At 60.9% G+C, this 20,450-nt stretch carries 23 protein-coding genes and 1 tRNA gene; 20 read left to right on the top strand and 4 right to left on the bottom strand.

From position 1 onward, the window contains the following. Nucleotides 1-284 precede the first annotated feature (284 nt). The 7 genes from AC1TXO_RS10280 to AC1TXO_RS10310 all read left to right on the top strand — a co-directional run bounded on the left by AC1TXO_RS10280 (nt 285) and on the right by AC1TXO_RS10310 (nt 7,380). The gene (locus AC1TXO_RS10280) at nt 285-1,238 is read left to right on the top strand and encodes a substrate-binding domain-containing protein (protein WP_486406202.1); all 954 of its coding nucleotides are present in this window, start codon (nt 285-287) and stop codon (nt 1,236-1,238) included. 116 nt (nt 1,239-1,354) lie between these two features. Continuing rightward, complete coding sequence (locus AC1TXO_RS10285) at nt 1,355-2,908, top strand: sugar ABC transporter ATP-binding protein (RefSeq protein WP_486406825.1); 1,554 nt, start codon at nt 1,355-1,357, stop codon at nt 2,906-2,908. Further along, nucleotides 2,905-3,900 carry an ABC transporter permease gene (locus AC1TXO_RS10290; protein WP_486406203.1) on the top strand — a complete coding sequence of 332 codons (996 nt, stop codon included), beginning with the start codon at nt 2,905-2,907 and terminating at the stop codon, nt 3,898-3,900. The genes AC1TXO_RS10285 and AC1TXO_RS10290 overlap by 4 nt, the downstream gene beginning before the upstream one ends. Nucleotides 3,901-3,903: 3 nt before the next feature. Further along, nucleotides 3,904-4,926 carry a LacI family DNA-binding transcriptional regulator gene (locus tag AC1TXO_RS10295; protein ID WP_486406204.1) on the top strand — a complete coding sequence of 341 codons (1,023 nt, stop codon included), beginning with the start codon at nt 3,904-3,906 and terminating at the stop codon, nt 4,924-4,926. 9 nt (nt 4,927-4,935) lie between these two features. After that, nucleotides 4,936-5,844 (top strand): ribokinase, encoded by a 909-nt coding sequence (gene rbsK / locus AC1TXO_RS10300; RefSeq protein WP_486406205.1) that lies wholly within the window; start codon nt 4,936-4,938, stop codon nt 5,842-5,844. Further along, a complete protein-coding gene (gene rbsD, locus AC1TXO_RS10305) occupies nt 5,841-6,245 on the top strand; it encodes a D-ribose pyranase (protein ID WP_486406206.1) in 405 nt (134 codons plus the stop codon). Before rbsK ends, rbsD begins: the two co-directional genes overlap by 4 nt. A 169-nt stretch (nt 6,246-6,414) precedes the next feature. Beyond that, complete coding sequence (locus AC1TXO_RS10310) at nt 6,415-7,380, top strand: nucleoside hydrolase (protein ID WP_486406826.1); 966 nt, start codon at nt 6,415-6,417, stop codon at nt 7,378-7,380. On the opposite strand, the gene AC1TXO_RS10315 is transcribed toward AC1TXO_RS10310, so the two are convergent. Beyond that, on the bottom strand, nt 7,352-7,564 hold the full coding sequence (locus AC1TXO_RS10315; protein ID WP_486406207.1) for a hypothetical protein: 213 nt from the start codon (nt 7,562-7,564) through the stop codon (nt 7,352-7,354). The genes AC1TXO_RS10310 and AC1TXO_RS10315 overlap by 29 nt on opposite strands. Nucleotides 7,565-7,854: 290 nt before the next feature. Here AC1TXO_RS10315 and AC1TXO_RS10320 point away from each other — a divergent pair, with 290 nt between their 5' ends. Beyond that, on the top strand, nt 7,855-8,178 hold the full coding sequence (locus tag AC1TXO_RS10320; protein WP_486406208.1) for an I78 family peptidase inhibitor: 324 nt from the start codon (nt 7,855-7,857) through the stop codon (nt 8,176-8,178). Between the two features lie 119 nt (nt 8,179-8,297). Here the strand turns inward: AC1TXO_RS10320 and AC1TXO_RS10325 are convergent, their stop codons facing one another. Both AC1TXO_RS10325 and AC1TXO_RS10330 read right to left on the bottom strand, forming a co-directional pair. Then, entirely contained in the window at nt 8,298-8,510 is a 213-nt protein-coding gene (locus AC1TXO_RS10325; protein ID WP_003250656.1) for a cold-shock protein, read from the bottom strand. Nucleotides 8,511-8,673: 163 nt separating this feature from the next. After that, nucleotides 8,674-8,976: a hypothetical protein gene (locus AC1TXO_RS10330; RefSeq protein WP_486406209.1), complete on the bottom strand. Its 303-nt coding sequence runs from the start codon at nt 8,974-8,976 to the stop codon at nt 8,674-8,676. Nucleotides 8,977-9,304: 328 nt separating this feature from the next. Here AC1TXO_RS10330 and thrS point away from each other — a divergent pair, with 328 nt between their 5' ends. From thrS to AC1TXO_RS10375, 9 genes are all read left to right on the top strand, one after another. Continuing rightward, nucleotides 9,305-11,227, top strand: a complete 1,923-nt coding sequence (thrS, locus tag AC1TXO_RS10335; RefSeq protein WP_486406210.1) for a threonine--tRNA ligase — start codon at nt 9,305-9,307, stop codon at nt 11,225-11,227. Beyond that, complete coding sequence (gene infC / locus AC1TXO_RS10340) at nt 11,227-11,778, top strand: translation initiation factor IF-3 (protein ID WP_172964767.1); 552 nt, start codon at nt 11,227-11,229, stop codon at nt 11,776-11,778. The genes thrS and infC overlap by 1 nt, the downstream gene beginning before the upstream one ends. Nucleotides 11,779-11,839: 61 nt before the next feature. Continuing rightward, nucleotides 11,840-12,034 carry a 50S ribosomal protein L35 gene (rpmI, locus tag AC1TXO_RS10345; RefSeq protein WP_003250667.1) on the top strand — a complete coding sequence of 65 codons (195 nt, stop codon included), beginning with the start codon at nt 11,840-11,842 and terminating at the stop codon, nt 12,032-12,034. Between the two features lie 28 nt (nt 12,035-12,062). Next, entirely contained in the window at nt 12,063-12,419 is a 357-nt protein-coding gene (gene rplT / locus AC1TXO_RS10350) for a 50S ribosomal protein L20 (protein ID WP_003250671.1), read from the top strand. Between the two features lie 110 nt (nt 12,420-12,529). Beyond that, complete coding sequence (gene pheS / locus AC1TXO_RS10355) at nt 12,530-13,546, top strand: phenylalanine--tRNA ligase subunit alpha (RefSeq protein WP_486406211.1); 1,017 nt, start codon at nt 12,530-12,532, stop codon at nt 13,544-13,546. Between the two features lie 33 nt (nt 13,547-13,579). After that, nucleotides 13,580-15,961, top strand: coding sequence for a phenylalanine--tRNA ligase subunit beta (pheT, locus tag AC1TXO_RS10360; RefSeq protein ID WP_486406212.1), 2,382 nt, complete (start codon nt 13,580-13,582; stop codon nt 15,959-15,961). 4 nt (nt 15,962-15,965) lie between these two features. After that, nucleotides 15,966-16,268, top strand: a complete 303-nt coding sequence (gene ihfA, locus AC1TXO_RS10365; protein WP_003250679.1) for an integration host factor subunit alpha — start codon at nt 15,966-15,968, stop codon at nt 16,266-16,268. Beyond that, nucleotides 16,249-16,605 (top strand): MerR family transcriptional regulator, encoded by a 357-nt coding sequence (locus AC1TXO_RS10370; RefSeq protein ID WP_486406213.1) that lies wholly within the window; start codon nt 16,249-16,251, stop codon nt 16,603-16,605. The genes ihfA and AC1TXO_RS10370 overlap by 20 nt, the downstream gene beginning before the upstream one ends. Nucleotides 16,606-16,715: 110 nt before the next feature. Then, nucleotides 16,716-16,792: transfer RNA gene (locus AC1TXO_RS10375), tRNA-Pro, on the top strand. Between the two features lie 109 nt (nt 16,793-16,901). Here AC1TXO_RS10375 and AC1TXO_RS10380 read toward each other — a convergent pair. Next, complete coding sequence (locus AC1TXO_RS10380; protein ID WP_486406214.1) at nt 16,902-17,993, bottom strand: HNH endonuclease; 1,092 nt, start codon at nt 17,991-17,993, stop codon at nt 16,902-16,904. Between the two features lie 504 nt (nt 17,994-18,497). Here AC1TXO_RS10380 and AC1TXO_RS10385 point away from each other — a divergent pair. The 3 genes from AC1TXO_RS10385 to AC1TXO_RS10395 all read left to right on the top strand — a co-directional run bounded on the left by AC1TXO_RS10385 (nt 18,498) and on the right by AC1TXO_RS10395 (nt 20,388). Then, complete coding sequence (locus AC1TXO_RS10385; RefSeq protein ID WP_486406215.1) at nt 18,498-18,734, top strand: hypothetical protein; 237 nt, start codon at nt 18,498-18,500, stop codon at nt 18,732-18,734. A 169-nt stretch (nt 18,735-18,903) separates the two neighbouring features. Beyond that, entirely contained in the window at nt 18,904-19,218 is a 315-nt protein-coding gene (locus AC1TXO_RS10390) for a DUF3077 domain-containing protein (RefSeq protein WP_486406216.1), read from the top strand. A gap of 261 nt (nt 19,219-19,479) precedes the next feature. Next, complete coding sequence (locus AC1TXO_RS10395; protein ID WP_486406217.1) at nt 19,480-20,388, top strand: NAD synthetase; 909 nt, start codon at nt 19,480-19,482, stop codon at nt 20,386-20,388. Nucleotides 20,389-20,450: the final 62 nt, after the last annotated feature.

The raw sequence follows: 20,450 nt of genomic DNA on the forward strand, positions 1-20,450 counted from the left end.
GGATACGTCGCGGGCAAGCCCGTTTCTGCGGGCGCGTGGCGTACCCGGTAGTAAGGGAGCGGGCTTTGTCAGTGAGACGATTCAGTGAATCCGCTCATTCGGAAATCCGAACAATTCTTGTAAAAGCTATTCGGTTTTCCGACCGGATACCGGATAATCTCCAGCCTGCACGACCGGTCCAGGAACCCCGGAAAGACATTTGACAAAACCCGTTCCTGTTCCCATAGTAAGTCAGCGCAAACGTTTGCGGTCCGATAAAAATCACAAGATTCGGAGTTAATCCCATGAAACTGCCGTTCCCCGGTCGTCTGCTGGCTGTCGCCGTTCTCTCCACCCTCTCTCTTGCCGTTCCGCTGTCCCAGGCCCATGCCGAGGACAAGCCCAAGGTCGCGCTGGTCATGAAATCGCTGGCCAACGAATTCTTCCGCACCATGGAAGATGGCGCCAAGGCCTACCAGAAAGAGCACCCGAACGAATTCGACCTGGTCGCCAACGGCATCAAGGACGAGACCGACACCGGCAACCAGATCCGCATCGTCGAGCAGATGATCGCCACCGGCGCCAATGCCCTGATCATCGCCCCGGCCGACTCCAAGGCCCTGGTCCCGGTGATCAAGAAGGCCATGGACGCCGGCATCACCGTGGTCAACATCGACAACCGCCTCGACCCCGATGTGCTCAAGAGCAAAGGCATCAGCGTGCCCTTCGTCGGCCCCGACAACCGCAAGGGCGCCCGCCTGGTGGGCGACTACCTGGTGAAGGAGAAGCTCAAGGCCGGTGATCAGGTCGGCATCATCGAAGGTGTACCGACCACCACCAACGCCCAGCAGCGCACCGCCGGCTTCAAGGATGCGATGGACGCGGCGCAGATGAAGATCGTCTCGGTGCAGTCGGGTAACTGGGAGATCGACAAGGGCAACGCCGTCGCAGCCTCCATGCTCAATGAATACCCTGACCTGAAGGCGCTGCTGGCCGGCAACGACAGCATGGCCCTGGGCGCGGTCTCGGCCGTGCGCGCCGCCGGCAAGACCGGCCAGGTGCAGGTGGTCGGCTACGACAACATCAATGCCATCAAGCCGATGCTCAAGGATGGCCGCGTGCTCGCCACCCTCGACCAGGCCGCCAGCCAGCAGGCGGTGTTCGGTATCCAGGCGGCGCTGAAGATGGTCAAGGGCGAGAAGCCCGACGTTGACGCAGACAACGTCATCCAGACCCCGGTAGAACTGATCACCCAATGATCGCCAGGCTTCGCTGGCAAGACTGATCCATGCGCGTGCGGGATTTGCCCGCGAAGCAGGCACCGCGGTGCAAGGCATCGGTCTGTCGGCAAGTCGTGGTGTGTTCCATGAGAGAGGTGGCCATGTCGGCCCAAGAATCCGTGCTCAGCGTCACCGGCCTGGGCAAGACCTACGCCCAGCCCGTGCTTGGCGATGTCACGCTGGAACTGCGTGGCGGCGAAGTGCTCGCCCTGACCGGCGAGAACGGCGCCGGCAAGAGCACCCTGTCCAAGCTCATCAGCGGCCTGGAAATCCCTACTGCCGGGCAGATGACCTACCGCGGCCAGCCTTATAGCCCCGGCAGCCGCAGCGAGGCCGAGCGCCTCGGTGTGCGCATGGTGATGCAGGAACTCAACCTGCTGCCCACGCTGACCGTGGCGGAAAACCTGTTTCTCGACAACCTGCCCAGCCGCGCTGGCTGGATCAGCCAGAAGCGCCTGCGCCAGTTGGCCAGCGCCGCCATGGCCCAGGTCGGCCTTGATGCCATCGACCCGGATACGCCCGTGGGCGAACTGGGCATCGGTCACCAGCAGATGGTCGAGATCGCCCGCAACCTGATCGGCGACTGTCATGTGCTGATCTTCGACGAACCCACGGCCATGCTCACCGCGCGTGAGGTGGAACTGCTGTTCACCCAGATCGAGCGTCTGCGTCAGCGTGGCGTGGCCATCGTCTACATCTCGCACCGGCTCGAAGAGCTGCAGCGCGTGTCGCAGCGCATCGCCGTGCTGCGTGACGGCAAGCTGGTGTGTGCCGAGCCCATCGCGCGCTACGGCAGCAACGAGCTGGTCAACCTGATGGTCGGCCGCGAAGTTGGCGAGCATATCGACCTGGGGCGCCGTGAAATCGGCGCACCGTTGCTCAAGGTCGAGCACATGACCCGCGGCGACAAGGTGCGTGATGTCTCGTTCGAGGTCAGGGCAGGGGAGATCTTCGGTATTTCCGGCCTGATCGGCGCCGGGCGCACCGAACTGCTGCGCCTGATCTATGGTGCCGACCACGCCGACCGCGGCAGCATCCAACTGGGGCGGCCATTGCAGGCGGTCACCATCGATTCGCCGAAAGCCGCCGTGCGTGCCGGCATCGCGCTGATCACCGAGGACCGCAAGGGCGAAGGCCTGTTGCTGCCGCACTCGATCAGCGCCAACGTGTCGCTGGGCAACCTGGGTGCGGTATCGCGCGCAGGTGTGCTCGACGCCGGCGCCGAGCGCGAGCTGGCCGAGCGGCAGATCGCTGCCATGCGCATCCGCAGCGCAAGCCCAGCCCAGGCGGTCGGCGAGCTGTCCGGGGGCAACCAGCAGAAGGTGGTGATCGGCCGCTGGCTGGAACGCGATTGCCAGGTGCTGATGTTCGACGAGCCGACCCGGGGCATCGATGTCGGCGCCAAGTTCGACATCTATGGCCTGCTCGCCGAACTCGCGCGCCAGGGCAAGGCGCTGGTGGTGGTGTCCAGCGACCTGCGCGAGCTGATGCTCATCTGCGACCGCATCGCCGTGCTTTCCGCCGGCCAATTGATCGAGACCTTCGACCGCGATGGCTGGAGCCAGGACCAGATCCTCGCCGCCGCCTTCGCCGGTTACCAGAAACGTGACGCACTGCTGCACGACGCAGCTCCCAGGATGGACGCATGAAGACTCCCACCCTCGACTCCGCCGGCAGCACGCCGGCCCGCCGCAGTGGCACCTATTTCGGCCTGGGCACCTATCTGGGACTGGCCGGTGCCTTGCTGGCGATGATCGTGCTGTTCTCGTTCCTGAGCAGTCACTTCCTCTCCTATGCCACCTTCAGCACCCTGGCCAACCAGATTCCCGACCTGATGGTGCTGGCCGTGGGCATGACCTTCGTGCTGATCATCGGCGGCATCGACCTGTCGGTCGGTTCGGTGCTGGCCCTGGCCGCCTCGACCGTCAGCGTCGCCATCCTCGGCTGGGGCTGGAGCGTGCTGCCCGCGGCGCTGCTGGGCATGGCCATCGCCGCCCTGGCCGGCAGCATCACCGGCGCGGTCACCGTGGCCTGGCGCATCCCCTCGTTCATCGTCTCGCTTGGTGTGCTGGAGATGGCGCGTGGCCTGGCCTATCAGTTCACCGACTCGCGTACTGCCTACATCGGTGACGCCTTCGCCTGGTTCTCCAACCCGATCGCCTTCGGTATCTCGCCGGCGTTCATCATCGCCCTGCTGGTGATCGTGCTGGCACAGCTGGTGCTGACCCGTACCGTGTTCGGCCGCTACCTGATCGGCATCGGCACCAATGAAGAGGCTGTGCGCCTGGCCGGCATCGACCCGCGCCCCTACAAGATCGGGGTCTTTGCCCTGATGGGGCTGCTCGCCGGGCTGGCGGCGCTGTTCCAGATCTCGCGCCTGGAAGCGGCTGACCCGAACGCCGGCTCCGGCCTGGAGCTGCAGGTGATCGCCGCCGTGGTCATCGGCGGCACCAGCCTGATGGGCGGGCGCGGTTCGATCATCAGCACCTTCTTCGGCGTGCTGATCATTTCCGTGCTGGCGGCCGGGCTTGCGCAGATCGGCGCGTCCGAGCCGACCAAGCGCATCATCACCGGCGCGGTGATCGTCATCGCGGTGGTCCTGGATACTTATCGCAGTCGACGCGCGACCCGGCGGACCTGAGCCATGGCAACCATCAAAGACGTCGCGGCACTGGCGGGTATTTCCTACACCACGGTGTCTCATGTACTGAACAAGACCCGCCCGGTCAGCGAGCACGTGCGCCTGAAGGTCGAGGCCGCCATCGCCGAGCTCGACTACGTGCCCAGCGCCGTGGCCCGCTCGCTCAAGGCGCGCAGCACCGCCACCATCGGCCTGCTGGTACCCAGCAGCGTCAACCCGTACTTCGCCGAGCTGGCCCGTGGTATCGAGGATGGCTGCGAGCGCAACGGCTATTGCGTGATCCTGTGCAACTCGGACGACGACCCGAAGAAGCAGCGCAGCTACCTGCGGGTGCTGCTGGAAAAACGCATCGATGGCCTGATCGTCGCCTCGGTGGGGGAGGACCGTGACCTGCTCGAGAGCCTGGCTGCCGTGCGCACGCCAATGGTCATCGTCGACCGGGCCCTCGAAGGCGTCGATGCCGACCTGGTACGTATCGATCACGAGCTGGGCGCCTATCTGGCTACGCGCCATCTGCTTGAGCTCGGCCACACCGATATTGCCTGCATCGGCGGTCCGGCCGAGACCGGCGTCAGCCAACTGCGCGTCAGCGGTTTTCGTCGCGCGATGGCCGAGGCCGGAGTGAGCGTGGCCGACAATCGCGTGCTGCACAGCGACTTCACCAGCCCCGGCGGTCACGCAGCGGCTGCGCGGTTGCTCGAAGGCGAGCCGCCGACGGCGATTTTCGCCGGCAACGACATGATCGGTTTCGGCGTGCTGCGTGCTGCGGCCGAGCGCAATATCGACGTGCCTGGCCAGCTGTCGGTGATCGGTTTCGACGACATCGAGCTGAGCCGCTATGTGTATCCGCCGTTGACCACCGTCGGCCAGTCGATCCGCGAGCTGGGCGACAGCGCCGCGCAGTTGCTGCTGTCGCGCATCGCCACACCGCGTCGCGATGCGGCGCAGCAACGCATCGTCGCGCCGCGTATCGTGCTGCGCGAATCCACCGGGCCCCGCCCGGACCTGTTCAACGATTACCGCTAAGGAAGATTCATGCATGCCAAGGTCGTAGTGGTCGGCAGCCTCAACATGGACCTGGTGGCCCGTGCCGAGCGTCTGCCGCGTGGCGGCGAAACCCTCGCCGGCGACAGTTTCTTCACCGTACCCGGGGGCAAGGGCGCCAACCAGGCCGTCGCGGCTGCGCGACTGGGCGCCAGCGTTGCGATGGTCGGCAATGTCGGCGATGACGCCTATGGCCAGCAGTTGCGCCAGGCGCTGGAAGTGGAGGGCATCGATTGCCAGGGCGTGGGTGTCTGCCCCGGAGTGTCCAGTGGCGTGGCGCTGATCGTGGTGGATGCCGCCAGCCAGAACGCCATCGTCATCATTCCCGGCGGCAACGGCTTGCTCGACCCTGACTCGGTGCAGCGTTTCGATGCCTTGCTGCAGGGTGCGCAGGTGATCATCTGCCAGCTCGAAGTGCCGCCTGCTACCGTGGCCTGGACCCTGGCCCGTGGTCGCGAGCTGGGCAAGAAGGTGATCCTCAACCCGGCTCCGGCAACCGGCCCGCTGCCGCGAGAGTGGTTCGCCCATATCGACTACCTGATCCCCAACGAGAGCGAGGCCGAAGCCCTGACCGGCCTGGCGGTGAACGACATCGACAGCGCCCGCCAGGCCGCCGAGCGCCTGCGGGAATGGGGCGCGGGCAAGGTGATCGTGACCCTCGGCGCGCAAGGGGCGCTGTTCGTCAGCCAGGACGGTAGCCGTCATATCCCGGCGAGCCGGGTAACGCCGCTGGACACCACGGCCGCCGGCGATACCTTCGTCGGTGGCTTCGCCGCAGGCCTGGCCTGCGGGCTGGCGGAGGACGAGGCGATCGCGCGTGGCCAGCGTGCAGCGGCCATCTCGGTCACCCGCGCCGGCGCGCAGCCGTCGATTCCCTATCTCAAGGAGCTGGCGCCATGAAGAAGACTGCGCTGCTCAATATCGCACTGTCGCGGACCATCGCCGGACTGGGGCATGGCGACATCCTGGTGATCGGCGATGCCGGCCTGCCGGTGCCCCCTGGAGTGGAGTTGATCGACCTGGCATTGACGCCGGGCATCCCGGACTTCGCCAGCGTGCTGCGCGTGGTGCTCAGCGAGATGCAGGTGGAGCGGCATGTACTGGCCGAGGAGATTTTCAGCGTGGCGCCACCTGGGTTGGTGGTGGTCGAGGAGCAGCATGCGCTAGGGTTGCTCGGTGAGCGCGAGCGCATGCCCCACGATGAGTTCAAGGCCCTGAGCCGACGGGCGCGGGCGGTGATCCGCACGGGGGAGTGCAAGCCCTACAGCAATATTGCGTTGATTGCGGGCGTCACGTTCTGAGGCAGTGCTCGGCCGTGGCGGCCCTATCGCGGGACGAGCCTGCTCCCACAATGAGCTGGTGCCAATCGTCCCATCTGGAACAGGCCAATAATAAAAGCGAAAGGAGTGAAGCGGGATGCTGATCAACAAAGCCAAACGTTTGCTACAAGGAGTCGTGCTCATGTCCACGATGGCCGCCGCCAGCGCATTCGCCGCCCCGCGTGACCTGATCATCGACACCGACCCCGGTGCCGACGATGTCGTGGCGCTGTTCCTGGCCATGGCCTCGCCAGAGGAGCTGAAGATCCGTGCCATTACCACCGTCGCCGGCAATGTGCGTCTCGACAAGACCTCGCGCAATGCGCGCCTGGCGCGTGAGTGGGCCAGGCGCGAAGACATTCCGGTGTATGCCGGGGCAGGGCGGCCGCTGGTGCGTACGCCGATCTACGCCGCCGACGTCCATGGCGAGGAAGGCCTGACCGGTGTCGCGGTGCACGAGCCCAGGCAGCCTCTGGCCAAAGGCAATGCCGTGCAGTATCTGGTCGACACCCTCGATGCCGCCGAGCCCCACAGCATCACCATCGCCATGCTCGGCCCGCAGACCAACCTGGCCCTGGCGCTGATCCAGAAGCCGGAAATCGTCAAGGGCATCAAGGAAGTGGTGATCATGGGCGGCGCCCACTTCAACGGCGGCAACATCACCCCGGTGGCCGAGTTCAACCTCTATGCCGACCCCCACGCCGCCGAAGTGGTGCTGGGCAGCGGCGTCAAGCTGACCTACCTGCCGCTGGACGTGACCCACAAGATCATCACCAGCGACGCCCGCCTCAAGCAGCTCGCCGCCGTCGGCAACGATGCCAGCCGCAAGGTGGTCGACATCCTCAACGCCTACATCAAGTACGACATGGACAAGTACGGCATGACCGGCGGCCCGGTGCACGACGCCACCGTCATCGCCTACCTGCTCAAGCCGGAACTGTTCAGCGGCAGGCAGATCCACATGACGGTCGACAGCCGTGAAGGCCCGACCTTCGCCCAGACCGTCGCCGACTGGTACGGCGTGCTCAAGCAGCCGGCCAACGTGATGTGGATCGAGAATGGCGACGCCCAGGGCTTCTTCGACTTGCTCAGCGCGCGTCTGGCTCGATTGAAATAGCCGCCTGCGGCGCGTAGCGCTCGAACACCTGTTCGATGAAGCTGCGCGCCGCCTCGCTGCCGCGATCGCGCACCAGCAGGTCGATTGCGATCAGCAGCAGTTCTTCAGGTGTGCCCGGGCTGTAGGCGCTCTGGCCCTCGGCCCATTTGACCTTGATGTCGGCGTCGATGCTGTGGGTATTCATGGGGTACTCGCGACTGTGCCTGGTGCCTGGGGTCGAACACCGGCTCCTGGCGTTCGCGGGGGAGGCCGGATGCACTCCACGTCTCCCAAGTAAATCATGCCTGTGCAGCTGTTGCGCTGCGACTTAAGCATAAGCAAGGCGCCCAGCCTAACCAATCGTCCCGATGCAAAATCCGGTCACGATTGCGCTTCGCCTCGCCGGGCGAGATCAGGCAGACTTGAGCGGTTTTGCAACGAATACAAAGCGGAGCGGTCGCATAAGACAGTTCCCAAGATCGATTAGGAGGATTCATGTTCCGTACCCGCGCTTCCCTGGCGGCCCTGCTGGTGGCTGCTGCCCTGGCCGGTTGCAGCACGGATGGTTCGTCTGGCGGTGGCAGTGCCGCGCCGGCAGCCCCGGCTGGTGGTGATGGCCGCTGCAGCGCCAGTGGCGCCGATTTCGCCATCGGCAAGCCGGGCACGCCCGAGCTGCTCGAGCAGGCCCGTAGCGCAACCGGTGCGCAGATCGCCCGTATCCTCAAGCCCCACGACGTGGTGACCCTGGAGTACCGCTCCGAGCGGCTGAACCTGAACGTCGACGAGCAGGGCAAGGTCATTCGCGCCAACTGCGGCTGATCCTGTCCTGGCAGGCAGCCCAACCCTTTCAGGGGTGGGCTGCCTCATGAATGCACGCCGCAGTGCATGCATAAAAAAACCCGCCGGTGAAGGCGGGTTTTTTTACTGCGGTATCCGAATTACTCCGGACGAACCTGAGCAGCCTGCATGCCCTTCTGGCCGCGCTCGGCGACGAAGGAAACAGTCTGGCCTTCTTTCAGGCTCTTGAAGCCGTCGGATTCGATGGCCTTGAAGTGTACGAACAGGTCGTCGCCGCCGCCTGCTGGGGTGATGAAGCCGTAGCCTTTCTCATCATTGAACCATTTGACGGTGCCTTGTTGGCGATTGGACATGAGGTGAATCTCCAGAACATTTAGTTTTTCAGTGGTGCAATGCGGCCGAGGCTACGGAGCACCGGCAACATCATAGTCTAATTCTGCTTATGTAGCGCTGTTTACCTTAGCCGGATACTGATCTGGCGCAAACAATACGTGATCGGTACGGCTCGGCGGGTCATCATTTTGGCTTGCAGGCGGCCTGTACCACGGTCTGGGCCTTCTGCATCAGCGCAGCGTCGACGCCGTCCTTGCTGTCGAGGTCCTGGATCTCCTTGTCGCTGAAATTCTTTTTGATGGCTTGGGCGCCGCAATCGCAGTGCTTCTTCGCCGTCGCGGCGTCCACGCCCTGGCCGGTCGCGACTTGTTGGCACTGAGCCATGTAGGCCTGCTCCTTGCCGGCGGGGAAGTTACCTGCGTTGGCGGCCAGTGGCAGCAGCAGGACGCTCGCGGCACACGCGGCCAGAAGAGACTGAACTCGCATAACCAGACACTCCTTGGGTTAGGTCTCATCAAGAGTAGGATGCTTCAGAAGGTCTGATAGGAATTTTTCCGTACAAGTTCACCGCTGCGGCGTAAATTCCAAATATTTCTGCGTGGCCTGCAACCTGCGTGCTAGCATGGTCGGCTTGCGGCTCAACCCTTGCAGTCCGCAACCCTTTTCCAGTCACTCTGGTTCGTCCCTGAAAGGCCGAAAGGCTTCTGCCACTGTGAGGCAGGCTCTCCTCCGGGAAAGTCAGGTCGGATCTTGTACTGGCTCATCCCAACCCACGTGACCTTTGGTAGGGGTCACCACTAGGAGAGGAGGCGCCATGCCCACCATTACTCTTCCCGATGGCAGTCAACGTTCGTTCGACAAGGCCGTAACCGTAGCCGAAGTCGCCGCATCCATTGGTGCAGGCCTGGCCAAGGCCACCCTGGCCGGCAAGGTCGACGGCAAGCTGGTCGACGCCTGCGACCTGATCGAACACGATGCCACCCTGCAGATCATCACCCCCAAAGACGAAGAGGGACTGGAGATCATCCGTCACTCGTGCGCCCACCTGATCGGCCACGCGGTGAAGCAGTTGTATCCGACTGCCAGGATGGTGATCGGCCCGGTGATCGACGAAGGCTTCTACTACGACATCGCCTACGAGCGTCCTTTCACCCCCGAGGACCTCGCCGCCATCGAACAGCGCATGCACCAGCTGATCGAGAAGGACTACGACGTCGTCAAGAAGATGACCCCGCGCGCTGAAGTCATCGACGTGTTCAGCAGCCGTGGCGAAGACTACAAGCTGCGCCTGGTCGAAGACATGCCGGACGAGCAGGCCATGGGCCTGTACTACCACGAAGAATACGTCGACATGTGCCGTGGTCCGCACGTGCCGAACACTCGCTTCCTCAAGGCCTTCAAGCTGACCAAGCTGTCCGGCGCATACTGGCGCGGCGACGCCAAGAACGAGCAGCTGCAACGTGTGTACGGCACCGCCTGGGCTGACAAGAAGCAGCTGGCGGCCTACATCCAGCGCATCGAGGAAGCCGAGAAGCGCGACCACCGCAAGATCGGCAAGCAACTCGACCTGTTCCACCTGCAGGAAGAAGCCCCGGGCATGGTGTTCTGGCACGCCAACGGCTGGACCGTGTACCAGGTGCTCGAGCAGTACATGCGTCAGGTCCAGCGCGAGAACGGCTACCAGGAAATCAAGACCCCGCAGGTCGTCGACCGCATCCTCTGGGAGCGTTCCGGCCACTGGTCCAACTACGCCGAGAACATGTTCACCACTTCGTCGGAAAACCGCGATTACGCGGTAAAACCGATGAACTGCCCGTGCCACGTACAGGTGTTCAACCAGGGCCTGAAGTCGTACCGCGACCTGCCGCTGCGCCTGGCCGAGTTCGGTGCCTGCCACCGCAACGAGCCATCCGGCGCGCTGCACGGCATCATGCGCGTGCGCGGCTTCGTGCAGGACGACGCCCACATCTTCTGCACCGAAGAACAGGTGAAGAAAGAGGCGGCCGACTTCATCAAGCTGACGCTGGACGTGTACAAGGACTTCGGCTTCACCGACGTCGCCATGAAGCTGTCCACCCGTCCGGCCAAGCGTGTCGGTTCCGAAGAGCTGTGGGACCGCGCCGAAGGCGCGCTGGCCGACGCCCTGAACGAATCGGGCCTGGCCTGGGAATACCAGCCGGGCGAGGGCGCCTTCTACGGTCCGAAGATCGAGTTCACCCTGCGCGACTGCCTCGGCCGTAACTGGCAGTGCGGCACCCTGCAGTACGATCCGAACCTCCCGGAGCGTCTGGATGCCAGCTATATTGCCGAAGATAACGCCCGTAAGCGTCCTGTGATGCTGCACCGCGCCATTCTCGGCTCGTTCGAGCGCTTCATCGGCATGCTGATCGAGCACTATGCCGGCGTGTTCCCGGCGTGGCTGGCCCCGACCCAGGCGGTGATCATGAATATCACCGACAAGCAGGCCGATTTCGCCCTTGAAGTGGAAAAAACGCTGAATGGAAGCGGTTTCCGTGCCAAGTCCGACTTGAGAAATGAGAAGATCGGCTTTAAAATCCGCGAGCATACGTTGCTGAGGGTCCCGTACCTTTTGGTTATAGGGGACCGCGAAGTCGAAACGCAAACCGTCGCTGTGCGTACTCGCGAAGGCGCAGACCTGGGCTCCATGCCCGTCGCGCAATTCGCTGAGCTCCTGTCGCATGCGGTTTCCCGGCGTGGTCGCCAAGAATCGGAGTAATGACTATTAAGCGTGAAATGAGAAACGATAAACGAACTGCACCTAAGGCACCGATCAACGAGAATATCTCGGCACGCGAGGTTCGGTTAATTGGCGCTGATGGCGAGCAGATTGGCATCGTCTCGATTGATGAAGCGCTTCGTATCGCTGATGAAGCGAAGCTGGATCTGGTGGAAATCTCCGCTGACGCCGTCCCACCTGTTTGCAAGGTGATGGACTACGGCAAGCACCTCTTCGAGAAGAAGAAGCAGGCCAACGAGGCGAAGAAGAACCAGAAGCAGATCCAGATCAAAGAAATCAAGTTTCGTCCAGGGACGGAAGAAGGGGATTACCAGGTAAAACTACGCAACCTGGTACGTTTCCTTACCGATGGGGACAAGGCCAAGATCTCTCTGAGATTCCGCGGCCGTGAGATGGCCCACCAGGAGCTGGGGATGGAGCTGTTGAAGCGGGTCGAAACCGACCTCGTCGAATACGGCACCGTCGAACAGCATCCTAAGATGGAAGGACGCCAGCTTATGATGGTCATCGCTCCCAAAAAGAAGAAGTAATCTCCCGGGCACGGCAGGCCTGATGATTATTGTGTAATTTTATCGAATGCGGAGTTCCAACATGCCAAAAATGAAAACCAAGAGCGGTGCTGCGAAGCGTTTCCTGAAAACGGCTTCCGGCTTCAAGCACAAGCACGCTTTCAAGAGCCACATCCTGACCAAAATGTCGACCAAGCGTAAGCGTCAACTGCGCGGTGCCAGCTTGCTGCACCCGTCTGACGTGGCAAAAGTCGAGCGCATGCTGCGCGTACGTTAATTTCGGTCAAAGATAGAGGAAGTTACTCATGGCTCGTGTAAAGCGTGGCGTCATCGCTCGTAAGCGTCACAAGAAAATTCTGAAACTGGCTAAAGGCTACTACGGTGCACGCTCGCGCGTATTCCGCGTCGCCAAGCAAGCGGTCATCAAGGCAGGCCAATACGCCTACCGCGACCGTCGCCAGAAGAAGCGTCAGTTCCGCGCTCTGTGGATCGCTCGTATCAACGCCGGTGCCCGCACCAACGGCCTGTCCTACAGCCGTCTGATTGCTGGCCTGAAAAAGGCGTCGATCGAGATCGACCGCAAGGTTCTGGCCGACCTGGCAGTGAACGAAAAAGCGGCGTTTGCTGCGATTGTCGAGAAAGCTAAAGCCGTCCTGGCTTAAGTACCCGCGACAATCATCCGCCGGCGCTCTGTGTCGGCGGGTGTAAAACGTCATCGATAGGGGAAGAGCCTTCAAAGCTCTTCCCCTATTTTCGTATCTGGAGTCTGTACATGGAAAACCTGGACGCGCTGGTCTCCCAAGCCCTCGAGGCGGTGGAACGCGCTGAAGACATCACTACCCTGGAACAGATCCGGGTCCAATTTCTCGGCAAGAAGGGCGAGCTGACCCAGGTGATGAAGACCCTGGGCAACCTGCCAGCCGAAGAGCGCCCCAAGGTCGGTGCGCTGATCAACGACGCCAAGGAACGCGTCACCGAGGTGCTCAATGCCCGCAAGGCCGGCTTCGAAGAGGCTGAGCTGAACGCTCGCCTGGCCGCCGAATGCATCGACGTCACCCTGCCAGGCCGCGGCCAGGCCACCGGTGGCCTGCACCCGATCACCCGTACCCTCGAGCGCATCGAGCAGTTCTTCACCCACATCGGCTACGGCATTGCCGAGGGCCCCGAGGTCGAAGACGACTACCACAACTTCGAAGCGCTCAACATCCCCGGCCACCACCCGGCTCGGGCGATGCACGATACTTTCTACTTCAATGCCAACATGCTGCTGCGCACCCACACTTCGCCCGTTCAGGTGCGGACCATGGAAAGCACCCAGCCGCCGATCCGCATTGTCTGCCCGGGCCGCGTCTACCGCTGCGACTCGGATATCACCCACTCGCCGATGTTCCACCAGATCGAAGGCCTGCTGGTCGATCGCGACATCAACTTCGCCGACCTCAAGGGCACCATCGAAGAGTTCCTGCGAGTGTTCTTCGAGAAAGAGCTGGCGGTGCGTTTCCGTCCGTCGTTCTTCCCCTTCACCGAGCCGTCCGCCGAAGTCGACATGGAGTGCGTGATGTGCTCCGGCAAAGGCTGCCGCGTGTGCAAGCAGACCGGCTGGCTGGAAGTGATGGGCTGCGGCATGGTTCACCCGAACGTGCTGCGCATGTCTGGCATCGATCCGGAAGAATTCTCCGGCTTCGCCTTCGGCATGGGCGTCGAGCGCCTGGCCATGCTGCGCTATGGCGTCAACGATTTGCGTCTGTTCTTCGACAACGACCTGCGGTTCCTGGCGCAATTCCGCTAGGCCACACCTCGACGCAATCTTCAGGAGAACAGCATGAAATTCAGTGAACAGTGGCTGCGCGGTTGGGTAAACCCGCAAGTCTCCCGTGACGACCTGGTTGCCCGCCTGTCCATGGCCGGCCTGGAAGTCGACAGCGTCACCCCGGCGGCTGGCCAGTTCAGCGGCATCGTGGTGGGCGAGATCCTCGCCACCGAGCAACACCCGGACGCCGACAAACTGCGCGTGTGCCAGGTCAGCAACGGCCAGGAAACCTTCCAGGTGGTGTGCGGCGCCCCCAACGCGCGCCCCGGCATCAAGATCCCGTTCGCCATGATCGGCGCCGAACTGCCCGGTGACTTCAAGATCAAGAAGGCCAAGCTGCGCGGCGTCGAATCCTTCGGCATGCTGTGCTCGGCTGCCGAGCTGCAGATCAGCGAAGAGAACGACGGTCTGCTGGAACTGGCCGCAGACGCGCCGGTGGGCGAAGACATTCGTCAGTACCTCAACCTGGACGACGCCAGCATCGAAATCGGCCTGACCCCCAACCGTGGCGACTGCCTGTCGGTGGCGGGCCTGGCGCGCGATGTCGGCGCTCTGTATGACGTCCCGGTCACCCGTCCGGTGGTCCCGACCGTCGCGCCTGCCCACGACGAAGTTCGCCCGGTCGAAGTCAGCGCTCCCGCTGCCTGCCCACGCTACCTGGGCCGCGTCATCCGCAACGTCGACCTGAGCAAGCCGACCCCGCTGTGGATGGTCGAGCGCCTGCGCCGCAGCGACGTGCGCAGCATCGACGCCGCCGTCGACATCACCAACTACGTGATGCTCGAACTTGGCCAGCCGATGCACGCCTTCGACCTCGCCGAAATCAACGGCGGTATCCGTGTGCGCATGGCCGAGGAGGGCGAGAAGCTCGTTCTGCTCGACGGCCAGGAAGTGGCGCTGCGCAGCGATACCTTGGTGATCGCCGACCACACCCGCGCCCTGGCCATCGCCGGCGTCATGGGTGGCGAACACAGCGGCGTCAACACCGAGAAGACCCGCGACCTGTTCCTGGAAAGCGCCTTCTTCGAGCCCGTTTCCGTCGCGGGCAAGGCCCGTTCCTACGGCCTGCACACCGATGCCTCGCACCGCTACGAGCGCGGCGTGGACTCGCAACTGGCCCGCGAAGCCATGGAGCGCGCCACCGCGCTGCTGCTGGAGATCGTCGGCGGCGAAGCCGGCCCGATCGTCGAGGCCGTGAGCGAGCAGCACCTGCCCACGGTCGCCCCGGTCACCCTGCGTGCCGAACGCATCAGCCAGATGCTCGGCATGGACATGGCCCCGGCCCAGGTCGAACAACTGCTCAACGCCCTGGAACTGAAAACCAGCGCCAATGGGGCAGGGGTGTGGACTGTCGAGATCCCGAGCCATCGCTTCGACATCAGCCTTGAAGTCGACCTGATCGAAGAACTGGCCCGCCTGTACGGCTACAACAACCTGCCGGTTCGCTACCCGCAAGCCCGTCTGGCGCCCAAGGCCCGTTCGGAATCGCGCGGCGAGCTGCCGATCCTGCGTCGCCTGCTGGTCGCTCGCGGCTATCAGGAAGCCATCACTTATAGCTTCATCGATCCGAAGCTGTTCGAGCTGTTCACCCCTGGCGTCGAGCCGCTGATGCTGGCCAACCCCATTTCCAGCGACATGGCCGCGATGCGCGCCTCGCTGTGGCCGGGCCTGGTCAAGGCGCTGCAGCACAACCTCAACCGCCAGCAAGACCGCGTGCGCCTGTTCGAGAGCGGCCTGCGCTTCGTCGGCCAGCTGGGCGACCTCAAGCAGCAACCGATGATCGCCGGCGTGATCACCGGCAGCCGCCTGCCCGAAGGTTGGGCCAATGGCCGTGACAGCGTCGATTTCTTCGACGTGAAAGCCGACGTCGAAGCCCTGCTGGGCTACTCCGGCGCGCTGGCCGACTTCACCTTCAGTGCCGGCAAGCACCCGGCCCTGCACCCCGGCCAGACCGCCCGCATCGAGCGCGACGGCAAGGAAGTCGGCTATCTGGGCGCCCTGCACCCGGAGCTGGCCAAGACGCTCGGCCTGGAACGTCCGGTGTTCGTCTTCGAGCTGGTACTGGGTGATGTGGTCGAAGGCCGCCTGCCGAAATTCAGCGAACTGTCCAAGTTCCCTGAAACCCGTCGTGACCTGGCCTTGATCGCAGGACGTGACGTGGCCTCGAGCGCCGTGCTTGAAGTAATTCGTGACAATGCAGGCGAATGGCTCACAGACCTCAGGCTGTTTGATGTCTACCAGGGTAAAGGTATTGATCCTGATAGAAAAAGCCTCGCGGTCGGCTTGACCTGGCAGCATCCATCGCGCACTCTTAACGACGATGAGGTGAACACCACCCTGCAAAATATCCTCACCTCGCTCGAACAAAGGTTGAACACCACGTTAAGGAAATAACGGCATGGGTGCTCTGACGAAAGCTGAGATGGCCGAAAGGCTGTACGAGGAGCTGGGGCTTAACAAGCGCGAGGCCAAGGAGCTGGTCGAGCTGTTTTTCGAAGAAATTCGTCACGCGCTTGAGGAGAACGAGCAGGTCAAGTTGTCCGGATTCGGCAACTTCGACCTTCGCGACAAACGCCAGCGGCCGGGCCGCAACCCCAAGACAGGGGAAGAGATCCCGATCACCGCACGCCGCGTCGTCACCTTTCGTCCAGGGCAGAAACTGAAAGCCCGGGTTGAGGCCTATGCTGGAACCAAGCCATAACGACGAGCTGCCCCCCATTCCGGGCAAACGCTACTTCACCATCGGTGAAGTCAGCGAGCTCTGTGCGGTAAAACCGCACGTGCTGCGTTACTGGGAACAAGAGTTCCCGCAGCTCAACCCGGTCAAGCGCCGCGGAAACCGGCGGTATTACCAGCGCCAGGACGTGCTGATGATCCGCCAGATCCGCGCCTTGCTGTATGACCAGGGCTTCACCATCGGAGGGGCGCGGTTGCGCATGTCCAGTGATGAGGCCAAGGATGACACGACCCAGTACAAGCAGTTGATTCGGCAGATGATTGTCGAGTTGGAGGATGTGCTGGTGGTGTTGAAGAAGTGACCAGCTTGTCGATGAATGGATTTTTTTGAAAAAAAGCTTCCATTAATCAAAAGGTTAGGGTACATTTCTTTTCGTTCTCAGCGGTATCGAGAACATGCTTCAAGCCCAGTCGGGGCGTAGCGCAGCCCGGTAGCGCACTTGCATGGGGTGCAAGGGGTCGAGTGTTCGAATCACTCCGTCCCGACCATTATTGAAACGAAAAAGCCCAGTCAGAGATGACTGGGCTTTTTTGTTTTGACTAATTACAGCGAGAGATTTATCGGAATTAAATCTTTACAATGATGAAGCATGCAGAATTATTGAGCCTCGATCTCTCTCAAGTAATTTTTCAGTAGCTCATTTTTTATTGTTCCATGTATTCCAGAATGAATCTCTCGGTGGCATGTTGGGCATATAGCCCCAACATAGCGTGGATGATCCAGTCCGCCGTCTGAGAGTCTATTTACATGATGCGGCTCCAAATATGGAGTACCGTCTTTTTTCACAAAAGGTGCTGGCTCTCCGCAGCTTTCACATTTTCCTTTTGCGCGCATCGTTACATAGTGGGCAACTTTGCGGCTGCGCTGGTAAAGTGTACGGGGCGCGGACTGCCCTGGTTCCTCGATCACGAGCTTGCACGCAGCTAATGCTGCTGTTCTTGCTTCTGATAGCGAGTCCGGAAGGTCGACGATAATTTCCTCGTCGCTCTCTCTTTGGATGTGATTACCGACTGGTAATAATCGAAAAACAAGTGCCCTACGGTCTTCGCCTTTGATATCAGGTAAGCTTTTTCCAACTATGTTGGCGCAGCAAAATTCACCCTCATAGCGGTAACCTTTGCTTTTTCCGAGAGACTCAAATAGATGTAATGTTCGGCCCTTTAGTGCGTGTTCAGCAATCGCCTGGTTACCGCCCTTAAGTACCATGTGACCACGTTGTCCTTGGCCGGTGTAACGATAAACACCGTTATCCCAGCGATCGTCATAGCCAAACTGCTTACCGCTTTCGCCAGAGAAAATGAATATCGTAGGGTGGGATGCTGATACTGAAATTCCGCTTTGTAAGCTGCCGCCGAATGGCCCATTGATCTCAGTGGCGCGGTCGTAAACAGCTCCTACCCTGAAGTGTAACGCAGGAGTACGGCCCTCTGGCAGCGACTCAACAACTGGCAAACCCAGCTTTTGTAGAACATTGTTAAGCGGATGGCCGCCACGAAGGTCGTTTACGGCAATGCCTGTCGCGAGAGAGATGATTTTCTTCACTGGATACCGAGCGCCGTTCACGTCGATGGCGTAGCGGTAGGTTAGATCGCTTTCCCACTCCCGCCACTCGACCGTTCCTCGGAGTTCGACGTCAAATTGCTGCAGGGCCTTTTCAATGCGTTCCTTCGATACTGCCGTAGTCGCCACGTCTGTCGCCCTTATCGCTGAGCACTGTAGGAAAAGTCCTACTCTCGCTAAAACGCTCAGGCAATTCAACTCACAAATGACGGGGATCTCAGGTTTGCTAATCGCAGGGAGGGGCTATCAGTGTTTGAATTGGGGCTGATTTCTAACTAAGCCGTCGAGGCAGCGGGTCAGCCTCCATGCCAGTTAGGTTGCAGGCTTTGTAGTCGGATCAGATTTTCCCTCTTCCTTGTAGTACGTTTCCTAAACATACTCTCAGCACCTAGCGACCGTTGCAGCCGCACTATCAGCCGTCTAGTCTCGCCGTGTCGCTGCAATTTCAGCGACACGGTTTTGACAGACCGTTCCTGATATCCGGATCACGCGCAGCGCTCAATGGCGGCTGTGCGTGGGGCACTTCGGTGCGCCGAGTTCCGATATCCTCGGTCTGTCAACCCACGCACCGCTGCCACCCATTTGTTTGACAGCAGAGATGTGGTAGCTCCAACCAGATATCGGAGCTTTATCATGCTGAAAATTGTTCCCGACCCACCACCTCATTCAAACGTCTCCCACCACACCCTCGAAGACCTCTTGGTTCGAGTTTCCGAGTACCTTGTCTGCGCGCTGACCGTCGCCCAACAATCCGTTCTGATTCACACCAGCCCCTCAGGGAAGGTCCTGACGTTGGCCACCATGCACGAGATAGAAAATGCCCACTCTCTGGTGGAGATGGCGCTAAGCCGCGTGCAGTTGAAGCACTGAACACGCCGGAATTCGCTGTCCGCGGCTTTTCGTTTCGTAAATCAGCAGTGCGGTTTGACTGGGTGGGCTCGTGCGTTGTGGCGCACCCCTTCATGCGGCCCAGGTCCGGCTGTTGCTGTACGGGCATACGCTCCTCTGTGACATATGCTCGCCCCACAAGGAGATCTACATGAGCAAGGATTTTGACACCTCAGGTAATCCGTCAATCGAAACCATTGGCATTGGTGCCTTCGGCCCCAGTGGCGTGGCCAACCTCTCCGAGCCGCTGTTTCGAGTCGTGGCGGGCCACTCGATGAACCATGCGCTGGAACAGTCCACGCTGCTGTTGTCCTGCGTCGACCAGTTGACTGACCTAGCGATGGTCGAGGTCGACGATGTAGGTACGTTGTTGTGTGCTGCGCACTATCTGAGTGGGATGGCCAAAGCGCTGGTGCAGGATGTCAGCCATGGACTGATGCAGCAGGCGTTGGAGATTGACTGTTAACTCCATCTTCAATGCCAACTGTCTAGCCTGCTTTCGCTAGTACCAAAGAAAAAGCCGTTTTCCTTGAAGGAAAGCGGCTTTTGCTTTGGTTTGTAGAAGTACGAGAGTGAGATAGGACTACTGAGCTGAATTTTCGGAAGCGTCCGACATACTCACGGGCACCGAATCCGTACGTTACGAGTTTACGCATCAGTGCGTTTGTACGACGAGCCATCAGCTTGTCACGTAACTGCCTGCTCTCGCAACCGGAACGGGATGTCCATGAGTCCTCCAGATCTCAGTCAGCTAGGCACCAGCCCTTCGAGTTACTTTTTACGGCAACGTATTGAAAGACTTGTCGATCTTCAGAAACTTTACTCCGCAATCGATCGTGATCCGGTGATTGTGGGCGCAGCGGTAGTATATGTCGATGTTGACTACAATGTTGTAACGTTACGTGAGTTTCTTCCAGTCTGTAGAGTTTCTCCTGTAAAGATCATGCTTCAAGAGCTGGCTATTGCCACTACCGCCGAAGCTTACGTTGAACGGACTTATGGGGGAGGTAGGCCGTCGGAAGTATTAACCGAAGCGTTGAACATGGGATTGGCGTGTTCAACTGTGATCATCAGCGGGCTGGTTTTCATTTTAGGTGGTTCGCTTAGCCCCTTCTCTGGCGGAACGTCACTTTTTCTCGCGTCCATTGGGGCTGCAGGGGTTATGGCCAGCGTAGGGCAATGTGGTTTCGGTGTGGCTCGGACCTACTGGGAGGTGACGGAACCATCGAAAAATGACACCCTCGATGATCAACCTTGGTTCACGCTGCTTGGGCAGTTACTGGATGTTGTGTCGTTGCTGTCCGTTGTGGGTTCGTCATTCAACACTATCAAGACCATTTTGGTCAGAAAAGCCGCTACGGGTGCGTCATGGTACCAGTTGCTTAGCCCCCTCAGCAGGCAGCAGCGACGTTCATTGACTATAGAGATTCTCAAGCTTCGGCACCCATCATTATCGGCCAAGCAACTAAAGCTTAAACAAAGGAACGGGCAAGTTCGAAAGCGGTATACACCTCGTGAGCTCAATCAAGCCACTAAAGCTATGTTGCTTGAAACGTTAGGCGGTGTTTTGGGCATAGCAGGGAGTGGTTCGGTTCGGGCGCTCGCGGTCAATGTAATCCAAGCGGGTGAGGACTAATGTTTCCACAATGGCGGTTGACTTATCCACGACGGTACTTGCCCTGCTTCTTGTGTACGGCT

Source organism: Pseudomonas sp. FA117, assembly GCF_057370475.1.